This is a genomic window from Chitinophaga parva, assembly GCF_003071345.1.
Lineage (GTDB): Bacteria > Bacteroidota > Bacteroidia > Chitinophagales > Chitinophagaceae > Chitinophaga > Chitinophaga parva.
In genome coordinates this window covers 358,002-382,245 of the sequence record NZ_QCYK01000003.1, presented here as the reverse complement: position 1 = coordinate 382,245, position 24,244 = coordinate 358,002, and the positions used below count along the sequence as shown (strand labels likewise).

The following is a 24,244-nucleotide window of genomic DNA, read 5'->3' as shown; positions in this document are numbered from 1 at the left end:
TTTTATTGCTTTATCAATGCACTTCTCGTTTCTGTAATCGTTTTTATGCCGCGTTCTGTTTCCCTCTTTACCCGGATCAGGGTGCCGTCATCATCGTATTCATAGAAAGTTGCATAGTTATTTTCATCAAGCTCCGCCATCAGCCGCAGGTTCTGCGGATCGTATACGAAAGACTTCATATTGGCATTGTAGGGATGGATACGGATGTCATCAAAATAAGCCGCTCCGCTGCCGAGTGCTTCAAGCGCCACACTAAAGCTGACGGTATGTGGTGGCAACGTCACTACCTGCTCAATGCGCTGCCAGCCGTCAATGATAGCGCCAGCCGGCTTGGCAATAACAATAGTGGCGTTGTCATTGTCTGAGCTTTTAAAGGCGATGTGGATCTGGCTGTTGGTGTAACTGGTACACTGGCAGTTTTGCGCCTCCTTCACCCATGCGCTTATTAATACCTGTTTGTTCCCCATTGGTTCAAACACCGGTACCAGGATATTAGCGTTTGTACGTACAGACTGCAAGCCATTTTTTCCGATACAAGTATTATAGCCATATACAAAAGAGGGAGTGCTCCCTTCCAGGTCTGTATCAGTTACATTGGCCATTATGCCCACACTGTCGCCTGATACCACACGCATACTATAGCGTCCGCTATGGCTTTGTGTAGAATCGAGTTTATTTTTAAACAGGGAGAAATCAAAAGAACGGGACGCGGGGCAGGCCTCGTCACAATTGCCGCTCTTGAAATAATAATCTTCAAATCCATCAAAAGCAGCTTCCCGGAAACGGCTGTTCTGCACCACTGCTACCGCCAATGCATCATCATATCCATAGATACCGGCATTATACCGCCCCAGCGGGTCTTTATTTTCCAATTCAAATCCATATTTATTGAACATGGTGCTGGTGGCGTTCCAGACCCATTTCGTAGTATCGGTTTTGCCGGCATCCTGGTCGCTCCAGAAAGAAAGAAAATCTGTAAAATCAGCAAAGGTGCCATCATGGCGGATATCTGTTTGGCCTGCAGGGTCACTGGACGCCCGTGCGCCATAATATACGTAGGACGTAGACTGATGCCAGTTACCAAGTAAGCCATAGGCGTACGGGTTTACGCTGGTATCAGTAACAGCACTGTAACAGGAGATAATATAAGGAGCCAGCACCACGTTCACATCCGCCAGGATGGGATTCTCGCAAATATCTGAGCTGATCACGACATGATACACACCGGCATCATTGGCATCTACATTGCTGATGAACGGATTCTGTACGGTACTGATTTCGCCATCAGGATAGGTCCACCTAAAGGTCGTAGCTTTACTTGGAAGATTGATAACGGATAGCATCACATCATCACCGTAACAATACTCAGGTTTGTCTGAGCTAGCCACCTGGGCGGTCGCAAAATCCAGGACCTGTACCCCTTGTATCTTACTGGCCTTGCATTCGTCTCCTACCCACACTTCGTAATTATGATTTTTTACTAAACGATAGTTTGCACCGGTAGTAGCTGGTTCGAAACGCCCGGTATAGTTGGAATCAAGGTAAGGTCCGGCTTGCGCTTGTCCTGCCAGTGCAAGTTTGTACAGGTAGGTCCCGCTTGTGTTAGGGACACCCCCCTTCGCCGTCACGATGATTGCTCCGGAACTGTCGCTCTTTCCAGGACAAACCCAACCCAGCGCCTGGTCGATGGAAAAAGAGATGGGTGAGATAATATTGACCAGTTCTGTATTTGATTCCGTTGCATAATCCTCTTCAATACCGGTACCTTGTAATGTAGCCATCCCAACTCTGTAAACACCCGGATCTTTAAGGATAAATGTACCTCCGTCGGGGATTGATACGCTGCTATTAAAAACAGCATCAGGATTGGAGCAGCTTAGCAATCGATAAAACACTTGTTGATTTACGTTATGCTTGTTTACATATCCTTTTGGGGTCAGCGCCCATCCCTGGCAATCGGGCACCACTTTCGCTGCAATACTATAAACGCTGTCCCAGCTGTAGTGGCACACGTCTTCCTCCAATACAGTAATCGACAAATCGTAGGGCGCACCAGTACAACCGTCTGTAACCCTGAAGACAAAACTGCCCGGATAGTAGTAAAGCCCTTCCTGGGTGCCAAAGATATCCATCACCTGGCTGGCGTAGGACGACGTGGCGCTATAAACATATTGAGATGAGCCCGTAATAAACGCTGCCTTGGTACCGGCTGGTACGTCTGCGCCATCTGTTCTGGTGATACGGAAAGCCACCGCCCGGTTATGCCCATGCTCTCCAGGGCCGTTTTGCAGGATCTGGATGCGGTAGGGTTGAGCTGGTACTACCGGGGCCAATACTTGTTGATTGGCGTACGGGGTGTCCACAAACCCATCAGCCGTAACATAAGATATCGTGTAACTTCCGTAGGAGAGTTTTCGTATGGCTGAACTTTCATTAACGACGTGTAAAGTATCGATGAAGGTAGTGTTAGTAAGCAGGTTTTTCGTGGTGATAGCGACAGGATAACACACCAACCCGGATAACCAAAATTCAGAATCGAAGGTAGTATCACAAGTTTGTGTTCTGGACCATTGAAGCTGAGGTGCACTTATCTGCACACTATCAATGATCACGGTACCACAGTTCGGGTAGACATAGTAAGTCAGATAGCTGCCTATCATATCCTTCACCGTCTTTCCCGCTGGAAGCTGAAGGGTATCATTTTCATTGGAGCTTCTGTATTTACCCACGCTTATACCTGTGTAAGCAGAACGGTAGCTGATCTGGTTTGCATAACCATTCAATGAAACCCACGGAGGAGACACAATTAACTGGTTACACTGGCCGGACGAAGCTGCGCCAGGGAAAACCAGGTAAGCGCGGGTAAGGGGACCAATAGTATTAACGGTCACCGTTTGCAATGCTGTCGTAGCACCGCAATTATCTGAGACGGAGATCTGATAAGTACCGCCAGTAAGCCCGGTGAGATTTGTATTGCCGGTAGCGCCAATCGTAGCGGGCCCGGTGTACCCGGAAGGCCCGGCAACATGGATGGTATAAGGCTGTGAGCCTCCGCTAATGGACACCAATATATTACCGTTATTACAATTATAAAGATTGTCGCTTACCACCGTCGTTGTAGTCTGCATATTTACATATGATCCCGCTACCGTTACCGTGGTAGACGCAGAGACCACGCTACCTTGGCAAACCCCGGTGGCCGTAGCCCTGTAAGTGCCAGGATGGATATTTTCCAATACGGAGGCGGTGGTGGGCGGCACGCCGTAATGTCCCGTATCAATGGGTGTTAGTGAATATTGCACTACCCCATCTGCAGTACCGGAAAGCACTAATGTCACCTTGCCATTGGCTTCACAGGTAGACATCGTGGATGTTGCCGATAATGTCCAACTGCATTGCTGGGCATAGGTCCGTGTCAGCCCCAACAGCAGGAACAACGCTAACACCAACCGGGTACATTTATATTTATGTAGACTAAAATTCAGATGCTTCATTTATAAAAGAATAAACCTTGAACGAAAAAACGCGCCTGGTAGGTAGTATCAGCTCCCTTTAATATAATATGCAGTGTACCGCATCCGTACAGGTACTTTCCTTACCGAATCCTGGTAATGATTAACCCCGTCATTACTAAGGATCAACACCCGTCCATCCTGTATACGGTAGGTAAAGAAGGCACGTGCATGGTGCCCGGTGGCCTGCGCATTCTTAAACACCAACTCTGTATTCCGTGCCTGGTAGGTACCGCTCTCCGTACCACCACTGTATCTTATAACACAGGCACTATCCCTGAACACAAAAAGCAATGGCAAAAAATCATGCGCCAGGAACTGGGAATCCGGAACGGCCACTGTCTTCCGTTCAAGCGGTGTTTCAGATTTCTCGGGCAGTACCAGGTATTCCATGCGCGCCAGCCGCCAGTTACCGGTCAGGTCGGCACCCGTGGACACCTGTTGTCCTTTTCCAATATTTATCATCCCGCAGCACAATACTAACAGCGCGATTGATCTCAATAACTGCATAATATTCTTATTGAACGTTGCTTAATACTTTCGTTAATTGTTGGCACATTCCACCTTACTCTTCTTTTTGTCCTCCACCTGCCAGTTCTGCTGGTATTGCGTAACAGCAGCGCTTATTACCTTCGAGTTATTATCTATCTTCAGTTGGTATCCACCTGCACTCCTCATCAATGGGTTGGCCAGCATAGTCACTGCTCCGGCCGTACCGGCAATATTCCTTCTTCCGGAACGTATGATCTTCAGGGTAACATCGTTGCCCGTATAAGGCTTGCCGTCCTGCTTCATAAAGAACAAGTTGGGTGTGGATTGCTTAACCAGTGCATTGGCGTCAATCGCCCATATTTTGTCTGTACCGGGGAAGGTGGCCAACACGGGGTTACAAACGTCTCCTGCCACTACATTATGAGTGTATACCAATATCTCATCGCCGGAGGCAAAGTAGCTGGTATCTTTGGCCATTCCTGTTGCAGGTACCAGTTTGCCATCCCGGATGTTTGCGTGATCAATGATTACATCAATGTTGCGATAGGCTCCAGCCATACCATCGTATGCCCATCCAGCGGGATACTGAAAACTATAGATGGGGTCACCAAATTCATTCTGTGCATCGGACAAGATCACGCTGCCGGTTTCTGCATCAAATAACAGGTTGTGCGTCACCACTTTACTGCCCTTATCTACGGCAACCACGCTATCTACGATCCCATGGCGGGTGATAACTTTCGTGGCGGCAACAGAGCGGTAAATGTTTTCCTCATTCGTGGGAATGACATACAAAGATGGAATGCCCAGTACAGGCGGAATACCAAAAGAGAAGATATCAACATTCACCTCGCAGTTCAGTCCATTGGTTACAGACCGCTCTTCCCGCATATCCATCATCAATTCCAGTTCCTTTCCTACCTGTGCAACCGTATCAATATGGCCCGTTTTATCCATTGCAAAAACGGTATTGTTAAGATGTTTAAAGGTGGCATTCTGATCATCCACCTTATAGTAGGTAGTGGTTTTGCTGAGCGCCTTATCCGGGTCTGTCTCTCCTTCGGCATAGGTGGCCTGTGATCTCACCTTTCCATTCATATCATTGAGTTCCACTTTAAAACCCTGGCTCATTACCAGGTGATGTGCAGCATTGATCTTCAGAAAATTAGACAGCTTAGGCCTATAAACCAACTTGGTCTCGGGATCCAGCAGGGAATAGTCTGTGATGATGGGAAAATCATAACTCGTATAGAAGTTTGTCTCCTCAAACCCGTTAGCAGAGCGTGTATTCTTGGTTTTTATGGAGTGCGTACGCACCGTACTGTACCCAACAGAGGCGCCCGGGAAGAATGATTCACCAAATGGCTTTTCAATGTATCCCATCGTTACAGGTCCCAGTTTTGCAGATTGTTCTTCATATTCAACCGGCTGGTGCCAGGGATTTTCTTCGCCGCCCAGGATAGGCTCATAAACGGCCACGCCACTGCTGATCTCCTGTTTTACGCCATTAATTTCCTTTATTGTTGTATACTGGTATTCGGTGCCATAGGTAGATTCTTTTTGTTTAGTCATCGCATTCCAGTTATCATAGATCACGATGCGCTTTACACGCAAACCACCGCCATATTTCTTGTAATCTGGCACCGCCAGCCGTACTACAGAACGGGAAGTATCTATTTGTTGCACTGCATTCCGGGAACGGGTCATCTTATCAAAGTTTCTGAACATCTCCATCACGTTCTGGCTCATGGCGTATAGCATCTTCACTGCCGCAACCCCGTCCAAGTCATCCCCCACGTCGGATCCCGGGTATGCTTTGGATGGCAGGTTGTTTCGCAGGAACTGGATAGCGGTCTTGGACAAGGGGCTGTAAGTACCCGGCTCATTTCCCTTGTTGTCTACCCCATTGATCTTAAACCAAATGGTGTGTGCATCGATCATTCCATAGTTACCAGGATCTAACGAGGCATAACAGGGAATCATCTCATACCCGCTGCCAAATTTATCTGACGGCATCTTTACATTGAGCCGGAAATAAATGTCACGGTTCAATCCATAGAGATATTTATTATACACATCCTGTTTGGAAGACACTGCATCCGGTACACTCACTGCTACATACTCGTTCTCATTTGCATCGTAAAGATGATTACTCAGATCACTCAATGTAGTGGGAGCTGCCACGGAGAATCCTCGGATCTTCATCATTGCGGTGGCCCTCAGGTTCTGCACATACCCATAGTCGTCCGCTTCGTAGGTAACTTTAATGCGGCCACCGGATGGTAAAATGATAGAATCAAGGGTCCAGGCGGGCGCATTCAGCGCCGCTTTCACGCTGTCTTGCAGGCTGTATGGATATTCGGCATTAGTGATCAGGTTCTGGGCTGAAGAACCGGGATTTTGCAACGGATCTTTGAAGTTGCCCCAACGGTCAAACGACTTCGCGTTGTAATTGGGATTCTGATTGTTATAATTAAAGACATATGCGTTACGCTTGCCCTTTTTGTTGCCGTTGTATTCAAACCATACACTCTTGAGCGTAAGCTTGCCTGAATCATTAACAGGTTTGTTAATGCCTTTGCATAATTCATAGCTGTACTCAAAGTGAACTTTCTTTACCGGATGCGTGGTATCACCTTTCAGGAAGTCTGCTTTTGTATACAGTGCAATCTCTTTGAGACGCTTAGCCGCGTGATTGCTGGCGTTCTTCGTGCCGTCTTCATTCATCGGGATCTGATCCAACCTATCTTCCAACAGGAATGTGGCCACCATATTCTTGGACTCGATAGAATTGAGATACCACAATTCCTTTTCCCCATACACATAGCTGGCCTTGTCATCGCGGGTATCTGAGCGCAGGCCTTCGTTATAGCCGGCAGTGAGCGGGGCAGTGACATAAGGTGTGCGCCAGTTGTAAGTATTATATAAACCCGCTGTCTTTGTATATTTAAACTTAACCGCACTACCTAAATCGTCATCAGAAATACCATTTCCGGTAACGTCTACATAATCCGGCGACAATACACCAGTGAGCAGGAAAGAGTGCGCATAAGCCGGCATCTCCTCATCCTGATAGTAACCATCGGTCCCGTTCGTATTGCCGGTAGTTGCATCTACCGGGTTATACGCTACAGTTCCTTCCTGGACATTACCACGATTGTGGTCAACGGCAAATGTTTTTTCTTTCTGTAACAAGTTATACACCGGGATACCATATACATACCGGCGCCCATCAGCATTCAGGACATCTATCTCTGAAATATGATTACCCCTGCGAAACTCATTCACACGCTTTTCTTTTACTAATGCTGTGGTATCGGGATGTGTCATGATGAACGAGTCAACATTAACAGGCAGATAGAAAACACTCCCGTCATTGATGTAGCTACCATTCCTGGTAACGTGAAAGTAAAGCTGTGCGTACTTTGTTTTATTATAATAATCTATTTTAAGATTGTAGTACTTGCCAGCTTCCAGATAAACACGATATACAGAATCATCGTTCTTTCCGTTTTTTGTAAAAACAGAATGATCATAAAAACTATTATGTATCAAGGAGTCATTTAAGGTAACACGGATGCCATCATCTCCATTGACATAGAGGTCATAATCTCTTGTTTCAGGTACTTTAATTCGGGTATATAATTTTGCAGAAAAATGCTCCAGCCCACCATTTTTACCATTCTCATCTGGTTGTAGCATCTTTTGCGACCAGGCGCCCCTATCCCAAAAATTGAAAACGGTATCTGTATTAGTCGAGAACAGGTACTTATTAAAGTTTTCACGCGCATAGTACTCTACAACAATCCCATGTGGGCTCGTTTCCTCTTCCATGGGAGGCTTCATGCTACAATCCTGAATGGTAAATTTGTTAACACCATAATTCTCAATATACTTGTCCAGCCCTACCACGCTGGCCTCACCGGCAGTGAGGTAGCTGATCACCTGTGAACGTTTATCCCTGGGGCCTTTGATAGCATTACCGCCAGCCAGGTTTACCTCCCCCTTCTTCTTACCATTGGCATAGCGGGTAAGCAAATTAGTAGTTGTGATCAGTGATGACTTACTGGCCTGGAACAACTTTGGAGCCACAACGTCATCACCTCCCAAAGCGTCGTAATATGTACGCGGATTAACGGTCGTTTCACCAGGATTTTTGAGATACACAGCCTCGTAGTCGCGATCTGACTTTGTAAAAGCAGCAGTAAGTGCAAGTGGGTTGTTGGCTTTCCAGGGCCCCGTCTCCGTATAAGCCCGGGTGTAATCCAGGTCGGCACCTACGTGCAGGATGTCACCAAAACCAACATCACCACTATACCGGTCAGACTGGTCGTGCGTTTTCATATAATGATCAAACACATACCCAATATCACTGCGATAAGGACGGAAAGAACCGCCTGTTCCCTCGCCAGACATAGTAAACACGTCGTAGGTATAGCCGGGAATGGCAATGGCTGGTACAGGTGGCGATTCCCGGTAGGCAATTTCACGCTCCCGGTTGAAGTCCATTAAGGCAGATGCGTTACTACCAGCGTTTTGAAAATTCATATAGCCGAATGCAGGCAGATACATCGTCGTATCCTCGTCAGCAATCTTCTGCGTGGTAAAATAGCCGCTTACAAACAGGGACGGATGCACCACTTTTTCAGACCAACCCACTTTTGCTGTAAACGTCATCATCTTACTGGTATACGGGAGGTTGATCGTAGGGGTAAAGGTCGGATACGCATATGTTATAGCACTGGACATTACAGTACCGATTTGGGAAAAGCCGCCTACCGTACGTTCGGCAAAAGATGCAGAGCTGTTTTTTGCAGCTACGTCCTCCTGTGCTTTTTGAATACGATCTGAGCCACGGTAGTAATTAATTCCTCCTGAAAACGACAACGCCTTCATGCCACTTCTCGTGTTGTAAGATAAACTGGTACTAAGGCTGCCGCTAAAGCCACCATTTTCTTCGGCATTTTTAGCTGCGTAGGAATAGCCAAGGCTTGGGGACAACGTGATCCCTTCCTGAGAGTTGTTGGTCACAGAAAGGCCCGCGGTAAGCTTGCCGGTGGTCTTTGACCCCGCACTGATATTGGCGCCAAACGAACTTTCAATGCCATATCCACGGTAAGTATTATAAAACAACCCAAGTGACCCTGACAACCCAAGTGAAATATTAAGACTGTCGCCGTTTGGTAACTTCGGTGGGTTCTTGAATCCCATAATCTCCAGGTCAGCACCTGCGGTGGCGCCCCAGGTCTTATTATCCTTTACATGGGCTGTCTTCATAACGGAATCCATCCCGTTAAAATCATCCGGCAGACCACGAAGGTTACGCGTGATGGTTCCCGGATTGATATTCCAGCCCAACCCTACCCAACTGGCTTCCTGATCCATCGTAATCCCACTGTTATACCCCAGCGCAATAGGATACCCCCCCACGTCCATCAACGGAATATTATAAGAAAAATCCCCACTAAACAGATCCACCATCTTATCCGCCCCTACCGGTGTAAATGCAGTCATTTCCGGCTGGGTAGGCCCTCCCAGGTCTTCCGTCTTCGGCGGCATCCCCATCGCTTTCTTCTCCGGCCGCAGGCCGGCAACACTGCCGGTTTCCCTCACAACGCGCCTGGATGAAGTAAAATAGCTACCAATAGCTGTAGTCACCACTTCTTTAACAGCAGGAGCATAACGCCGCCCCGCCCCCATCGCCACCGGCGGCACCACCGTCTCAAAATAGATCATCCCCAACATCATCCACGCAATCGCCTTCTTCCGCTTTTCCGAAAACGCCAATATCATTGTAACGTTATTTTATTTGGTATAAGGTATCTTCTGATTCAATTTTTACTCCTGGCTGTAAACAAACTTCATCTGCCAGTACTCATTCCGCGAGTTCAGCACCCGGAACAGGTAAGTCTTCTGCGACGACAGCCGCATCCCCTTCTCCACCGGTAGTTCCAGCATGTTATCCCCCGGCTGCAGGTTCACCTCCCCGCTGCCCACCACCGTGTTCTGTTCATTGAGGCCAATGATCTCGTAGTGCACACGCTTATCCCCCGGCACATTCATGTAATAGAATTTCAGGCTACCACTCAGTGCCGCCACGTTACCATCCAGCTCCTTGCGCAACTGCACATAAGCACTCGCCGGTAAATGCGGCTTCCCGGGCAATCCCTTCAACTTAAACGTCCACACCTCCGTTTGCGCCGCAAATGCAGCCGCATTCCGCGCTATGACCGTCCAGGCATACGTCTTCGAAGTATCCAGCGCCACACCGGATGCGGGATAATTATAATACAGGTCCTTAATATGCGTGGAAGTGAACACCGGCGCATTCTGCTGGATGGCTTCATCCGGGCTCTGGCCCGTACGCACCTCCGTCAGCAACAGGTCATAATTCAGGTCGGTGAACACATTCACCGGCGCCGGCGGCAACCAGGTAAATTGCGGGAACACTGCATCCAGCTGGCTCTTATCCGCCGGCATATTCAGCATAGGAGGTGCCAGCGGCTCCACGGCAAAGGGCACACAATCTTCCACTGCCTGCTCTCCGAATTTGATATTCACCACCTCCAGGCTGTAACATGCCAGGTAGTTGCCCACGGTAAGCAACCCATTAATGCTGCGGTCTACATTCGGCGAAAGGTACTCGTAAGCGACAGGCCCGGCATCCTGCACGGTCACCTGGCGCGCACCTTTGGTCAGCGTAAAAGTGCGGGACACCCCGGTGAGAATGGGCTGGTTAGTGTGCGGGTCAGACAAACGCAAAATGATACGCACATCCACCGGCTGTTCACTGGCCGACACCAGCAGGATATTCCATAACTGCGCTTTTTGCAGCACCCCGGCAGCCGGTACCTGCGCTGTCATACTGATCTGCGCCTTCGTAAAAAGGCCTGCACATAAAAGCAGGGCTGTCAGCAGCCGGTATTTCATGTTCTTCATATTTAAAATGTCTTGGTATAGGTCAATCTTCCGGTATTATTAGCTACCAACTGGCGGTTCACCCCTGGCACAAAGCCCTTGTCCGCCATGAGCGCCAGCTCTCCTACTTTCGGGATCACAACGCGGCACATGCCTGTGTACCCTATGTGCGCCACGTTGTAGGTGGTTTGCCAGTTGTATTTCATTCCTCCACCCACGGTCAGCCAGGAACGCAATTTCCATTGCACACTGCCATCAATACCATACAGTTTATAGTCTGTATTGATAGCATCCGTTAAAGAGCCATTGATGGTGAAAGCATCCAGGAATACCGTATGGTTCAGTAAAATATTCTTGCTGTTGAAGTAGAGGAAACTGGTATCCGCTTGTTTATTGTAAAACTGCGTGTACGACAGGATCGTGCTCATCATGATGTGGTGGTACTTATAAAAATGACTGGCCGTGCCCACCAGCGTATAGAACTGGTTCTCCGCCAGGCGTCCGTCACCCAGCTTGGTGATCTGTTCACTGGGGAAATAGCCCACGGAGAGCACCGGCCATTTACGCATCCGCAGGGTAGCCTGCAGGCTCTTGAAAACCGTGCTGCTGTTATAATTCAGCAACTGGTAGACGTTTACCTGCTCATTCTTTTTAATAGCACCCGTGAGCATCAGCCGCTGCTTAAAGAAAGGCTGGTCCACCCGCACATTCCAGGCGGTTTGCCTGGAACCCGTAGTATAAAGGCTGAACGACTGGAAATTGGCGCCCATCATTTTATAGGATGCATTGATACGCGTACCCGTTTGCGGGATCAGCGAAATAGCTTTAATGGAATAGGCTTCATTGGTGTGATCGTGTAGCTGTAACACGCTGCCCATCACGCTCTCCCCGTGCTCCGCCCTTGCGTAATAAGGCAGGGACGACTTGGCCAGTTCTCCGGTGATGGATGTATTTTTACCCAGCGCCCAATGCCCTTCCAGCGAAAGCCCCATGATGCGGTAGTCCTGCGGGGCAATGGGCGTGCTGTCTGTAACCGTGGTGTTGAAATTATACAACTGCTTGCGGCCGGTATAGTACGTTAGGATGATATTGTTACGGTCCTTATTGCCCGTACCAATGCGGATAAGATTGAGGTATTGATGTGTCCTGTTCTGGGTGGAAACAAAGTCGCGGAAACGGTAGTCCACCACCCCGGTGGCAAATGCAAAGTAATACGAAGGATTATACTCCACCTGCATGCCCAGCACACTGATGTTCTTTGCGGTGAGCTCCGAATAATTCACCATGGTGCGCCCGATACCGAAAGACCGGACGGCCAGCAACTGGCGGTAACCCTTTGGCAGCACGGAATCCGGCAGGTTCATGTTCTCCAGTTTATCCGCCATCTCCTTGTTGGACCCGCGCCCGTTCAGTGCACCCAGTAGCAGCTGTTTCTTATCCCCGCCAAACTGCCGGTTCTTCACATCATAAAGACGTTGCAGCTTAGCCAGTGCTGCCTGCAGGGAGTCCAGCTTCTGCTTGTTCTCCTCGTATTGTGCTTTGTAACGCGCCATCAGCGAGTCTGCACCGTTGTCGTGCCGCAAGCTATCCGGCCCGTGCAAACGCCCGGCCAGGGAGTCTTTCAGGCGGCCAATGGAATCATTGAGCCGCCCATACAACTGGCGTTCCCGTATCTGGATGAGCTTCAGGAGTTGTGAAGGATCCTGGTCCCAGTGTTGCAGCCGCCCTATCTCCTGCTCTTTTGCATTGATCACGCCTTTCAGGCTGTCCAGGTATTTCCATTGCTTGAGCCGCAGGCCGTCCCATCCCTGGGCGCGCTGCATCAGCATATCTTTAAAATCGCGGTTGGTGAATTGCAGGTTAAAATCCGTGAGGTTACGGTATAGCGGGGAGTTACCCATACGTGTTGTGAACGCCACGTGCATGGGATATTGATCCTTTACTTTTACGGTCAGCACCGTGGTCAATGTATGCTGGTAAGATTCTTTCTGCAGATAGGGGGTATCTGCATTGGATTGATAATACAGGTCATACATCACATTCCCATGCACCACCAGGAATGGAGGCCGCACCGGACCTGTAACACCAGGCTTGCGCTGGTGCTCCCAGTAACCTTTCACAGTTTCATATTTAACAAGGATGGGCATGATATTTAACCTGCTGCAAACGGCGGTAACAAACATAAATTCACTGTCGGCCAGTTGTTGTCCATTGCCTGCGAATGGCACGGTAACATCCATTCTCTTTTTGCCAGGCATAGCTTGCCCGCCAGGCACTGTTTGCCCCATTGCAATCACGGTTGCAAACAGCAGGAACAATATGGAATAGGCGCACTTTCTCACGGTATTACGATCAATACGGCACTAAAAAACTAAAGGCAATAGAAAGTCATCAAGGCGCAATAGCGTCTTGCAAAGCACAGGTATACAGACACATGAATTAATAACATGACATGGGCACAAAAAGCTGCATGATATTAAAAATGAGTATGGCTACGGGGTGGTGTTAACTACACATTACATTAATGACATACTGTGGGTAAATTGGATTGTAAACGTTATGGATACTCAAAAAATCCTGGATAAACTCCTATGAAACGCTCATTCGGGATACACGGTAACGGGATAACTTTCATTCTATAGGCAATATACAGGGACTCTCATCCGGGTCAAAGATAACGTTAGAAATTTCAAAAAAACAATGGTTTTGATAATTTAATTATTAACATTCTTTGTTAATTTCCAATTCTTTGGAACGTTGATGGGATGCTGATGCAGATGGGATTTCCTCCTGGAATGGTGTTTGCTGTTTTCTCCAGGGCGCCCAATGAAGCCACTATTTACCACAAACGTGTGAACACTTATTTTGAAACAATATTCAATGTTATTAAACATTCCGGCAAATACATTTTACAACCGGAGTTGTAAGCCGCTTCAATAATCAATAACTACATCCTATGATCCGGACAACATACTGCCTCCTCACCACCCTGCTCTGCGCATCCACCACCCTAGCCCAGTCCACAAACCCATTCCACTACACCCTACAAAAACAAATCACCGCGCAAAAAGCCGCCGTGGTATGCGCCCACCCCCTCGCCGCCAGTGCCGGCCTGCGCATTCTCCGCCAAGGTGGCAACGCTATAGACGCCGCCATCGCCACACAACTGGCCCTGGCCGTTGTATACCCCGCCGCTGGCAACATTGGCGGTGGTGGCTTCCTGGTAGCACATTTAAACACACCCGTCCCCGAAAAAAAGGGCCGCCCCTCCAGAAGATCCACACTTACAAACATCAGCATCGACTACCGCGAAGCCGCGCCCAGCAAGGCCTCCCGCGATATGTACCTGGATAGCGCTGGCAACGCCATCTCCACCCTCAGCCTCTACGGCGGCATGGCCAGCGGCGTGCCCGGCACCGTAGCCGGGCTCTTTGCAGCCCACCGCTACGGCAAACTGCCGTTTGCAACGCTCATCGCTCCCGCCATTGAACTGGCAGAAAAAGGCTTTGCCATCACAGAACTGGAAGCGCGCGACCTCAACGCCGCCGCCAAAGATTTCCGCCGCCTCAATCCCTATCCCACCGCTTTCACCAAAAACACTCCCTGGAAAGCCGGTGATACCTTGATACAAAAAGACCTGGCCCACACCCTGCGCCTCATCCGCGACAAAGGGACCGCCGGGTTCTATGAAGGAGAAACCGCCCAACGCCTGGTAGCCACCATGCAAAAAGGCAACGGCATCATTTCACTGGCAGATCTTAAACAATACAAAGCCGTGGAAAGAGCCCCGGTCATGTTTAACTACCACGGCTATACGATCCTTACCATGCCCTTGCCCTCCAGCGGCGGCATTGGTATACAACAAATGCTGGGCATGGTGGAGAAATACCCGCTGTCTGCCTGGGGCTTTCAATCTTTAAAAAGCACCCAGCTGATGATTGAAGCAGAACGCCGCGCCTACGCTGACCGTGCTGAATTTCTCGGCGACCCGGATTTTGTGCAGGTGCCCGTAGCCCAGCTCACCAGCCCCGCTTACCTGGCCAGCCGCATGCAGGATTACGACAGTACTAAAGCGGGCAACAGCCAGCTGGTAAAAGCCGGCGCCCCCGGTCATGAAAGCATGCAAACCACCCACCTCTGTGTAATGGACGCCCATGGCAACGCCGTAAGCGTGACCACTACCCTCAACAACGGCTACGGCAGCCGCGTGGTGGTGGAAGGCGCCGGCTTTTTCCTCAATGATGAAATGGATGATTTCAGCGCCAAGCCCGGCACCCCCAATATGTTTGGACTGGTGGGCACCGCGGCCAATGCCATTGCACCGCGCAAACGCATGCTCAGCTCCATGACCCCCACCATTGTGCTCAAAAACGACCAGCCTTACCTTGTAACTGGCACCCCTGGCGGCTCTACCATCATCACATCCGTATTCCAGACCATCGTGAACGTATTGGATTTCCACCTGCCTTTGGACAAAGCGGTGAATGCTCCGAAATTCCATCACCAGTGGCTGCCGGACGAGGTGGACCTGGAAAAAGGCTTCCCCGACAGTACCCGTCTCGCCCTCAAAGCCATGGGTTACCACCTGTTACCTATCTCCCAGATAGGCCGCACGGAAGCCATCCTGGCCAATGCAGACGGGACCCTCACCGCCGTGGGCGACCACCGGGGGGACGACGCCGCAGCGGGATACTAACTGTGCAGGTGAACCGTTATGGATGGACTGGCTAAACTGATAAATATCAATTTTAGTAACCGGGAAGGCGGTTAAATTTATCACGTCATTACAACAACCTGCCATCACAATTAACAAACAATAACTAACTTCCACCGCCATGGAACAATCTAACCTCGCTACGCTTTACAAACAAAGCCTTACCAAACGCCTGCTCACTTACAAAACACTGGGTGAGCGCACCTTTGCCCAACTGGACGAAGCCCACATCCACTGGCAGCCGCTCGGTGAGCCCAATAGCATTTACATCATCGTAAAACATATAGCTGGCAATATGCTGTCGCGCTTCACTGATTTCCTGACCACCGATGGTGAAAAGCCCTGGCGCGAGCGGGACGCGGAGTTCAAAGACGACACGGCGATCAGCAAAGCAGACATGATAGCACTGTGGGAAAAAGGCTGGAACTGCCTCCTGCAGGCCATTGAAGCCCTGCAGCCGGGCGATTTCGAAAAGACGGTATACATCCGCCAGGAGCCGCATACTGTGGTGGATGCATTGAACCGTCAGCTGGCCCACTATCCCTATCACGTAGGCCAGATCGTGTACCTGGGCAAAATGCTGGCCGGTACCTCCTGGCAAAGCCTTTCTATTCCCAAAGGCGACGGCAGCTCCCAGGCATTCAACGAGTGGATGGCGCAAAAAAATAAGTAATATATTTACCGCCAAAACATCCCAACGAATGAAGCAATACCGGCTCCTGCTGGCCTGCTGCGCCACCCTGCTGCTCACCGCCTGCAGCGGCAGCACAGAGCAACTGCTGCAACACAAAATATGGAGAGTATACGATGTGCAGGTGCCGCCGGAAGATTCCTACAACATCACCCAGATAAACCAGGCCAAGGAATTTAAAAGCGGCTACTACAGCAATGCCTACTACCAGTTCCTGGACCATAACCTGTTCATCGCCACCATCGGTGATAAGCCCGACTCCGGCCGCTACCAGCTGCTGAGCGGGGGCAAGGTGATCTCCGTGACCGGCAACGACGGCTCCCGCAAATCGGAGCACCTGGTCACCATCACCCGCCTGGATGCAGACCATTTTGATATGGAAGTGCAAGGGGAAGACTATAAGTTCATCCTGTTGTGCAAAAGATCAGATCATTAATTTATCATATACGCTCCCTGCGCCGCGGGGAGCTTTTCTTTGACCTCAACCCGCCATTATGAAGCGTTTCTGCTGTGCCCTGCTGCTGTTAACCTGTCCCCTCTTGTCCGCTCTTGCCCAAACCGGCGACAATGCCATGTTCTGGAAGATCAGTGGTCACGGCCTCCAACAACCTTCTTACCTCATGGGCACCATGCACGTGCTGTGCAAAGGCGATGCCCCCTTCACACCAGCCCAACTGGATGCATTGAAAAATACGGAGGCCCTCTACCTGGAAATAAAAATGGACGACCCCAACATGCAGGCAGACCTGATACAGGCCCTGAAACTGAAGGACGGGGAAACGATCAAAGATAAATTCAGGCCGGCCGACCTGGCCCTGGCCGCCGCCTACTTCCGCGACAGCCTGCATACCGACCTGGAACAACTGCTGTCGCAATTCAAATTATTCCTGCCCTCCGCCATGCTGATCTCCAAAATGCTGCCCTGCTCTCCCCAATCCAGCCTGGAAACAGACCTCATGCTGGCCGCCAAAAAGCTGGGCCACCCGGTACTGGGCCTGGAAACCGTAGCCGCAGAAATGGCCAGCATAGATGAAGTGCCGGACAGTATCCAGGTGCAAAGTTTTATGCGTACCGTGAGCGATATGGACCTGGCACGTGATGAGATCCGCCGCATGCGGGAGGCTTACCTCCACCAGCGCATGGACTCCCTGGTAGCGGCCGCGCTGGAAAACGAGATCGATGCAAAGGAAACCAAATACCTGACCGTAAAACGTAATCAAAACTGGATGCCCGTAATAGAAAAGGCCATCCATGAAAGGCCGGTGTTCATTGCCTGCGGCGCCTTGCACCTGGCCACGGAAGACGGGCTGCTGTTATTACTGCGCAAAGCAGGTTATACATTAACGCCGGTCCGGTAACCACGCTGGGGGAATACACCACCGGCCTGCCGGGGCAAGGCCGCCCCTGCCCACACCAGATCCGCCCTCTTAAAATATACTATCCCCTCCCGGCGTTTCACCGCAGTAACCGGTATTTCATTTGGGATTTGCCCCCTGAAAACTGATCTTTGCCAACTAAACCCATCAGCACTGAGAAAATTTCGTAAAATATCGAGGATCGTCCTGTTAAGCATCGTGGCTTTACTGGTGATGGTGGCCATTCTCATCAACCTCTCCCCCGTCCAGAACTTCCTGGTCAAACAGGCCACGGACCGGCTCTCCACCCGCCTCAAAACCAAGGTGCAGATCCGCAACGTGGACTTTTCCCTGTTTAACCGCATGAAACTGGAAGGCGTGCTGCTGGAAGACCGCAACCACGACACCCTCATCTACGCCGGGTCCCTCAATGTGCGCATCACAGACTGGTTCTTTTTCCAGCACCGGCCGGTGATCAAGTATGTAGGCATGGACGATGCCCTCATCTACCTGCACCGCACCCCTAAAGAAAAGAACTGGAACTACCAGTTCCTGCTGGACGCCTTTGCCAATCCCAATCCCGACACCAGCACTACCGGTGGTGTGGACCTCGACTTCAAAACCCTCAATCTCCGCAATATCCGCATAAACCAGATCGATGAATGGGCCGGTGAAAACTGGAACATCGCCGCCGCCCGCATTTATGCAGACGCCCGCGACCTGGACCTGGCCAAACACCACCTGGACCTGCAACAGGTACTGCTGGACAAGTTCAGCTTCATCATCACGGACTACCCGGCCTCTCCCCTGCGCCGGCACGATACCATTCCGCCACAACACGTCCTGAACGATACCACCATCAAGCCCGCCCATCCCACGCTGCGGTGGAACGAGGCCAACTGGAGCGTGGTACTCAAATCGCTCCAGGTCAATGATGGCCTCTTTGGGCTGGACAACCTGGAAGACAGTTCGGAGATCCTCCATAATTATTTTGCGCCCAACCATATCCGCTTTCACAGCATCAACCTGTCGCTCACCAATGGCGAAGTGGTGAAAGACAGCATCCTGGCAGACCTGAAGCTGGAAACCAGGGAGCGCAGTGGCTTTGAAGTGAAGAAGCTCACCTGCCGCTGGAAAATGTCGCCCACGGAAATGGAGTTCAAACACCTGGACCTGCAGACCAACCGCAGCCGCATCCGCGACTATTATACCATGCAGTACAATAGCCTGGACGATATGAGCTACTACGTGGACTCCGTGATCATGAAGGCCACCTTCCGCGATGCACACATTCACTCAGACGATATTGCGTACTTTGCCCCGGTGCTGGGTAGCTGGAAAAAGGAATTCCGCGTAAACGGGGATGTACATGGCCCGGTGGCAAATCTTTCCGGCAAGAACCTGGACATAGAATCCGGCCCCACCCACCTCAAAGCCAGCGTGGAACTGCGTGGCCTGCCGGAAGTGGATGAATCGTTCATCGACGCCCAGGTGTCACAGCTCACCACCAATGGCACAGACATCATGAACTATGCACCCGATCTCAAAGGCGTGGATAACCTCCGCCTGGAACGCATTACCAGCCTGGCCTTCACAGGTAGTTACACCGGGTTCTTCAACGACTTCGTAGCCTACGGGAAATTCAATACCAACCTGGGAAATTTCAATTCCGATATCAACTTCAAGACCGCCGGCGATGTACCCCTGTACTCCGGTAACATCAGCACGGATAACTTTAACCTGGGCGCCCTCCTGGATATTCCCAACCTGGATGCGGTGACCATGGATGCCAAGGTAAATGGCAACGGCTTTAACTTCAATACGCTGAAATCCACCGTGGAAGCGGATATACAAAGCATTACGCTCTTTGATTATACCTACCACGACCTGAGCACCAAGGGGGAACTGAACCGCAAATTCTTCAATGGCTCCGTTACCGTGCATGACCCTAACCTGGACATGGACTTTGCCGGCACCATCGACTTTAACGGCAAACTGCCCCTCTTCAATTTTAATTCAGACATCCGCAAAAGCGATCTCAAAGCCCTCCACCTTACCCAGGACTCCATTACGCTGCAGGCCCACGTAGCCCTGGATTTTGCCGGGGGCAATATTGATGATTTTGAGGGAACGGCCCGCGTGTACGATGTGTCGTTGTTCAAGAACAAGACCCGCGTGGAGTTTGACTCCCTGTCTGTCCGCACCTCGCGCGACAGCAATAACGTGAAGATGCTCAGCATGAAAGGCAACGAGGTGAACGGCTTCATCAAGGGCAACTACAGCCTGCGCCAGCTGCCGCAGACCTTCCAGATGTTGCTGTATAAATATTATCCCAACTTCTTCCTGGAGCCGGAGATCACGGAAATACACCAGGACTTCAACTTCGCCTTTGAATTTGGCCAGGTGGAAAAACTGATCCGCGCCTTTGACTCCCACATCCACGGCTTCAATGGCACCACCATTGCAGGTACACTCAATACGGAAAACAGCGGCAACGTAAAACTGGAGGTAATGGTGCCCAGCGCCAGTTATGATAACTATGGCGTAAAAGAACTGCACCTGCGCAGCGCCGGTGACCTCAATCATATCAACGTGAGCACCAGCATGGGCGAGGTGCTCAACAAGGACCAGGTCCTGTTCCAACACCCGCTGATCCTGGTCAACTCACGGCAGGACACCTCCTACCTCAAAGTGGATCTCAATGCCACAGACAGCAGCAACATGGATGGTTTTTATGCCAAGGTGATCACCACGCAGGGAGGCGCCCATATCAACTTCCTGAACAGCAATTTCACCTACAACGACCGCCAGTGGAATATTACACCGGGCAATGAGATCTATTGGTCCAAACACTTCCTGACCATCAAGAACCTCCGCATTTCCCGCAATGACCAGAACATCACCATTTCTACCAACGAATACAATCCCGATGATGCCCGCGTGACCATCAACGTGGAAAACCTGAACCTGGCAGACGCCATTCCCGTGGAAGCACTGCATACCCGCTTTGAAGGCGTGGCCAACGGCAGCCTGGAGATCAGCGAATTGTCGTCCAACCTGGATGGGGATGCCAACCTCACCGTACAGCAGTTCCGCGTGGATAATGACTCCATCGGGAAGCTGGACCTGCAGGCGCACTATGATCATGACCAGGAATCACTGGGGGTAGACGTACACTCAGACAACCCGCTGCGCAATTTCGCCATCCACGGCACCGCCGGCCTCACCGCGCTGCACAACAAAATGCAGGGTTCCATAGACCTCAACGGCACGTCCCTGGCGCTGTTGGAGCCGTATGTGAGCGACTATGTGACGGACCTTTCCGGTGTGGCCAATGGGCAATTGCGCGTGGGCGGTACCACGGACCAGCCATCGGTTACCGGCCAGGTTACGGTGGATAGCATTGGTGTAAAAGTGCCCTACATCGGCACCAGATACCGCATCCCGCACCTGAACATCAACCTGGATGATAACCTCATAGAGTTTGGCAAATTCACCCTGGTCGATAAGAATAACAATACCGCCCAGGGCAACGGTTACATCTCGCACGACCATTTTCATAAACTGAATTTCGACTTCGACATCAGCACCAATAAATTCGTGTTCCTCAACACGAAGGCGGATGATAATGATCTCTATTATGGCGATGTAATCGCCAGCGGCAAAGTATATTTCTCCGGTCCTATCAACGACCTGCAACTGCGCGTGGTGAACCGTCCCATGACCGGCACCCATATTTTCCTGCCCATGTCGGACAGTAAGAATATCGGTAAATACGACTTCATCACCTTCCGTGAATACGGCCACACCGTGAAGCCACCCCGCCACCAGGACAACGTAAAACTGAATGTCCGCCTGGAAGTAGCCGCTAATCCGGACGCCCAGGTAGATGTGATCCTGGACGCCAGCACCGGCGACGTGATCTCTGCCAATGGCTCCGGCCAGCTGGCCATCACCGCCAACCTGGACGGCGACTTTAAAATAGAAGGGAATTACCTGATCAACAACGGGTCGTACAACTTTACGTTCCAGCGCCTGGCCAGCTGGAAGTTTGATATTGAGAAGAACAGTACCCTCACCTGGAACGGGGACCCCGAGGCGGCCAAGATGAACATCACCGCCCGCTACTCCCTGCCCAAGGTAAGCCTGTACAACCTCTCCGTTCCCGGTACCGCCGGCACGGATAAACTGGCCACCCGCACGGAAAAAGTAGACATTGTGCTCACCCTGCACGGGGAGCTGATGCAGCCGGATATCGGCTATCAGATCCTGCTGCCGGACGTAGGCAGCGTGTCTTACGAAAGTGGCGTAGCCGCCAAGCTGGCCGAAATAAACCGGGACCAGAACAAAGCCCTGCTCCAGATGTATGGCCTGCTGCTGGCCAACCAGTTCATCCCCGAAGAATCCGGCACCGGCGTGGCCTCCGCGGTGAACGTGGGCGTAACCGGCAAGAACAGCGTGGGCCAGGCACTCTCTGCCCAGGCCAGCGCCATCCTCAATAACATCACCGCAAACCTCACCAAGAGCAATGGCTTCAACCTGAACCTGAACTACCGCGCCTACAACGTTACCAACGTGGATAATTCCAACAACGACCGCAACGAAGTGAGCGCAGGCATCAGCAGCAACTTATTCAACAACCGCTTCCGTCTGTACCTGGGCGGCGACTATGATTGGGGCAAAACCGCTACCGCGGCCCAGTCCAACCGCTTTGCCGGCGACTTCCGCTTCGAATACCTCCTCACGGCGGACGGCCGTTTCCGCGTGAACGCCTTCAGTAAAAGCGATTACGATGTGTACTACCTGGCCAACCGCACCAAAGCCGGCCTGGGCCTCTCCTACATCCGCGAGTACAACCGCTTCCGGGAGCTTTTCTACAACCGCCGCCAGCTCCGCGAGCAGGACTCCATACGTGTATTAAAAGAAAAGCAACGTTTCCTGGCAGATACGAGTGCTAATGTAAAGAAGGCGCCGAATTAAAATTGTACAACGTACAGCGTACAACGTACAACGTACATTGACGCGAAGCATAAAAGCGAAAGCCGCATCATCCCGATGCGGCTTTCGCTTTATAAGTTCTTATAACAGATGAGATGTTGAGCTTGATTCAGCTACCTCCGTAAAGAGCTGTACGTTGTACGTTGTACGTTGTACGCTGTACGATCTACAAAGTCCCCTTCAAAATATCATGCCCCAGCTTATCCCGCTTGGTCTGCAGGTAAAACTGGTTGTGCACGTTCGGATGTATTTCAATGGGCACGTTCTCTACAATTTCAAGACCATAGCCACTCAGGCCTACGCGTTTGCGCGGGTTGTTGGTCATGAGGCGGATCTTGGTCACTTTCATTTTGCGCAGGATCTGGGCGCCCACGCCGTAGTCGCGCTCATCGTTCTTGAAGCCCAGTTCCAGGTTGGCTTCCACGGTATCGCGACCCTGTTCCTGGAGTTTGTAGGCTTTCAGTTTATTCATGAGGCCTATGCCGCGGCCTTCCTGGTTCATATACAATATAAGGCCCTGGCCTTCTTCTTCCACCATCTGCATGGCGGCCTGCAGTTGTTCGCCACAGTCGCAGCGCATGGAGTGCAGGATATCGCCGGTGAAGCAGGAGGAGTGCACGCGTACCAGTACGGGGTCGCCTTCTTTCCAGTCGCCTTTTTTCAGGGCCATGTGGATCTCGCCACTGTCCTTTTGTTTAAAGGCATACAGTTCAAAGTTGCCGTATTTGGTAGGCATATGTACGTTCACTTCTTCTTCAATCAGGCTTTCCTGCTGCAGGCGGTACTCGATCAGGTCTTTGATGGAGATGATCTTCATCCCGAATTTCTTCGCGATCTCCATGAGCTCGGGCAGTCGGGCCATGGAACCATCTTCGTTCATGATCTCCACCAGTACACCGGCGGGCTCAAAACCGGCCAGGCGGGCCAGGTCTACCGTAGCTTCGGTATGGCCGGAACGGCGGATCACGCCGCCTTTCTGGGCTTTGAGGGGGAAAATATGACCGGGTTTACCCAGTTCTTCCGGTTTGGTGTTGGGGTCAATGAGTGCCTGCACGGTCTTGGCACGGTCTGAGGCAGAAATGCCGGTGGTGCAGCCGTGGCCCAACAGGTCTACTGATACGGTGAAAGGTGTCTGGTGCAGCGCTGTATTGTCTACCACCATGGGTTGCAACCCCAGTTCCACACAGCGTTCTTCAGAGAGCGGTGCGCAAATGAGCCCACGGCCATGGCGGCTCATAAAGTTGATCACTTCGGGGGTTACGTTGCGGGCGGCGGTAATGAAGTCGCCTTCATTTTCACGGTCTTCGTCATCCACTACGATGACCAGCTTGCCCATTTTTATATCTTCTATGGCCGATGCAATTGAATCCAGCATAATATGTTCCTCCGCTAAATCTTAAGGTTTGAGCACCAAAGTTACCACATTTACACGGTTAATATACACCACTATCCTGGTGTATAGTCCCGGGCGCCACAGCCATGGAGAGGCGCATTCATGGCTGACATTCACATGACATTTATCATTTATAATAGAAGTATTCTCAATTTGAAATTCTAAAATTAT

At 50.9% G+C, this 24,244-nt stretch carries 11 protein-coding genes; 5 read left to right on the top strand and 6 right to left on the bottom strand.

Features of this window, described 5'->3' with window-relative positions:
- Nucleotides 1-2: 2 nt before the first annotated feature.
- The 5 genes from DCC81_RS25415 to DCC81_RS20780 form a co-directional block, all read right to left on the bottom strand.
- Complete coding sequence (locus DCC81_RS25415; protein ID WP_133177748.1) at nucleotides 3-3,494, bottom strand: hypothetical protein; 3,492 nt, start codon at nucleotides 3,492-3,494, stop codon at nucleotides 3-5.
- Between the two features lie 48 nt (nucleotides 3,495-3,542).
- Entirely contained in the window at nucleotides 3,543-3,977 is a 435-nt protein-coding gene (locus DCC81_RS20795; protein ID WP_108688605.1) for a hypothetical protein, read from the bottom strand.
- 78 nt (nucleotides 3,978-4,055) lie between these two features.
- On the bottom strand, nucleotides 4,056-9,797 hold the full coding sequence (locus DCC81_RS20790) for a PA14 domain-containing protein (RefSeq protein ID WP_108688604.1): 5,742 nt from the start codon (nucleotides 9,795-9,797) through the stop codon (nucleotides 4,056-4,058).
- Between the two features lie 45 nt (nucleotides 9,798-9,842).
- A complete protein-coding gene (locus tag DCC81_RS20785; protein WP_133177747.1) occupies nucleotides 9,843-10,934 on the bottom strand; it encodes a hypothetical protein in 1,092 nt (363 codons plus the stop codon).
- Between the two features lie 11 nt (nucleotides 10,935-10,945).
- Nucleotides 10,946-13,162: a hypothetical protein gene (locus DCC81_RS20780; RefSeq protein WP_133177746.1), complete on the bottom strand. Its 2,217-nt coding sequence runs from the start codon at nucleotides 13,160-13,162 to the stop codon at nucleotides 10,946-10,948.
- 716 nt (nucleotides 13,163-13,878) lie between these two features.
- Here DCC81_RS20780 and ggt point away from each other — a divergent pair.
- From ggt to DCC81_RS20755, 5 genes are all read left to right on the top strand, one after another.
- The gene (ggt, locus tag DCC81_RS20775) at nucleotides 13,879-15,618 is read left to right on the top strand and encodes a gamma-glutamyltransferase (protein WP_108688601.1); all 1,740 of its coding nucleotides are present in this window, start codon (nucleotides 13,879-13,881) and stop codon (nucleotides 15,616-15,618) included.
- 139 nt (nucleotides 15,619-15,757) lie between these two features.
- Nucleotides 15,758-16,309 carry a DUF1572 family protein gene (locus DCC81_RS20770; RefSeq protein ID WP_108688600.1) on the top strand — a complete coding sequence of 184 codons (552 nt, stop codon included), beginning with the start codon at nucleotides 15,758-15,760 and terminating at the stop codon, nucleotides 16,307-16,309.
- A gap of 28 nt (nucleotides 16,310-16,337) precedes the next feature.
- Complete coding sequence (locus DCC81_RS20765) at nucleotides 16,338-16,763, top strand: hypothetical protein (RefSeq protein WP_108688599.1); 426 nt, start codon at nucleotides 16,338-16,340, stop codon at nucleotides 16,761-16,763.
- Nucleotides 16,764-16,821: 58 nt separating this feature from the next.
- Nucleotides 16,822-17,685 carry a TraB/GumN family protein gene (locus tag DCC81_RS20760; RefSeq protein WP_108688598.1) on the top strand — a complete coding sequence of 288 codons (864 nt, stop codon included), beginning with the start codon at nucleotides 16,822-16,824 and terminating at the stop codon, nucleotides 17,683-17,685.
- A 216-nt stretch (nucleotides 17,686-17,901) separates the two neighbouring features.
- Complete coding sequence (locus tag DCC81_RS20755) at nucleotides 17,902-22,662, top strand: translocation/assembly module TamB domain-containing protein (protein ID WP_133177745.1); 4,761 nt, start codon at nucleotides 17,902-17,904, stop codon at nucleotides 22,660-22,662.
- Between the two features lie 184 nt (nucleotides 22,663-22,846).
- Here DCC81_RS20755 and DCC81_RS20750 read toward each other — a convergent pair whose 3' ends face one another.
- On the bottom strand, nucleotides 22,847-24,055 hold the full coding sequence (locus DCC81_RS20750) for a bifunctional 3,4-dihydroxy-2-butanone-4-phosphate synthase/GTP cyclohydrolase II (RefSeq protein ID WP_108688596.1): 1,209 nt from the start codon (nucleotides 24,053-24,055) through the stop codon (nucleotides 22,847-22,849).
- Between the last annotated feature and the right edge of the window lie 189 nt (nucleotides 24,056-24,244).

Excerpts from the sequence above, each read along its gene's own strand:
- DCC81_RS25415 (WP_133177748.1), bottom strand. The coding sequence starts at position 3,494 with ATGAAGCATCTGAATTTTAGTCTACATAAATATAAATGTACCCGGTTG.
- DCC81_RS20795 (WP_108688605.1), bottom strand. The coding sequence starts at position 3,977 with ATGATAAATATTGGAAAAGGACAACAGGTGTCCACGGGTGCCGACCTG.
- DCC81_RS20790 (WP_108688604.1), bottom strand. The coding sequence starts at position 9,797 with ATGATATTGGCGTTTTCGGAAAAGCGGAAGAAGGCGATTGCGTGGATG.
- DCC81_RS20785 (WP_133177747.1), bottom strand. The coding sequence starts at position 10,934 with ATGAAATACCGGCTGCTGACAGCCCTGCTTTTATGTGCAGGCCTTTTT.
- DCC81_RS20780 (WP_133177746.1), bottom strand. The coding sequence starts at position 13,162 with ATGGATGTTACCGTGCCATTCGCAGGCAATGGACAACAACTGGCCGAC.
- ggt (WP_108688601.1), top strand. The coding sequence starts at position 13,879 with ATGATCCGGACAACATACTGCCTCCTCACCACCCTGCTCTGCGCATCC.
- DCC81_RS20770 (WP_108688600.1), top strand. The coding sequence starts at position 15,758 with ATGGAACAATCTAACCTCGCTACGCTTTACAAACAAAGCCTTACCAAA.
- DCC81_RS20765 (WP_108688599.1), top strand. The coding sequence starts at position 16,338 with ATGAAGCAATACCGGCTCCTGCTGGCCTGCTGCGCCACCCTGCTGCTC.
- DCC81_RS20760 (WP_108688598.1), top strand. The coding sequence starts at position 16,822 with ATGAAGCGTTTCTGCTGTGCCCTGCTGCTGTTAACCTGTCCCCTCTTG.
- DCC81_RS20750 (WP_108688596.1), bottom strand. The coding sequence starts at position 24,055 with ATGCTGGATTCAATTGCATCGGCCATAGAAGATATAAAAATGGGCAAG.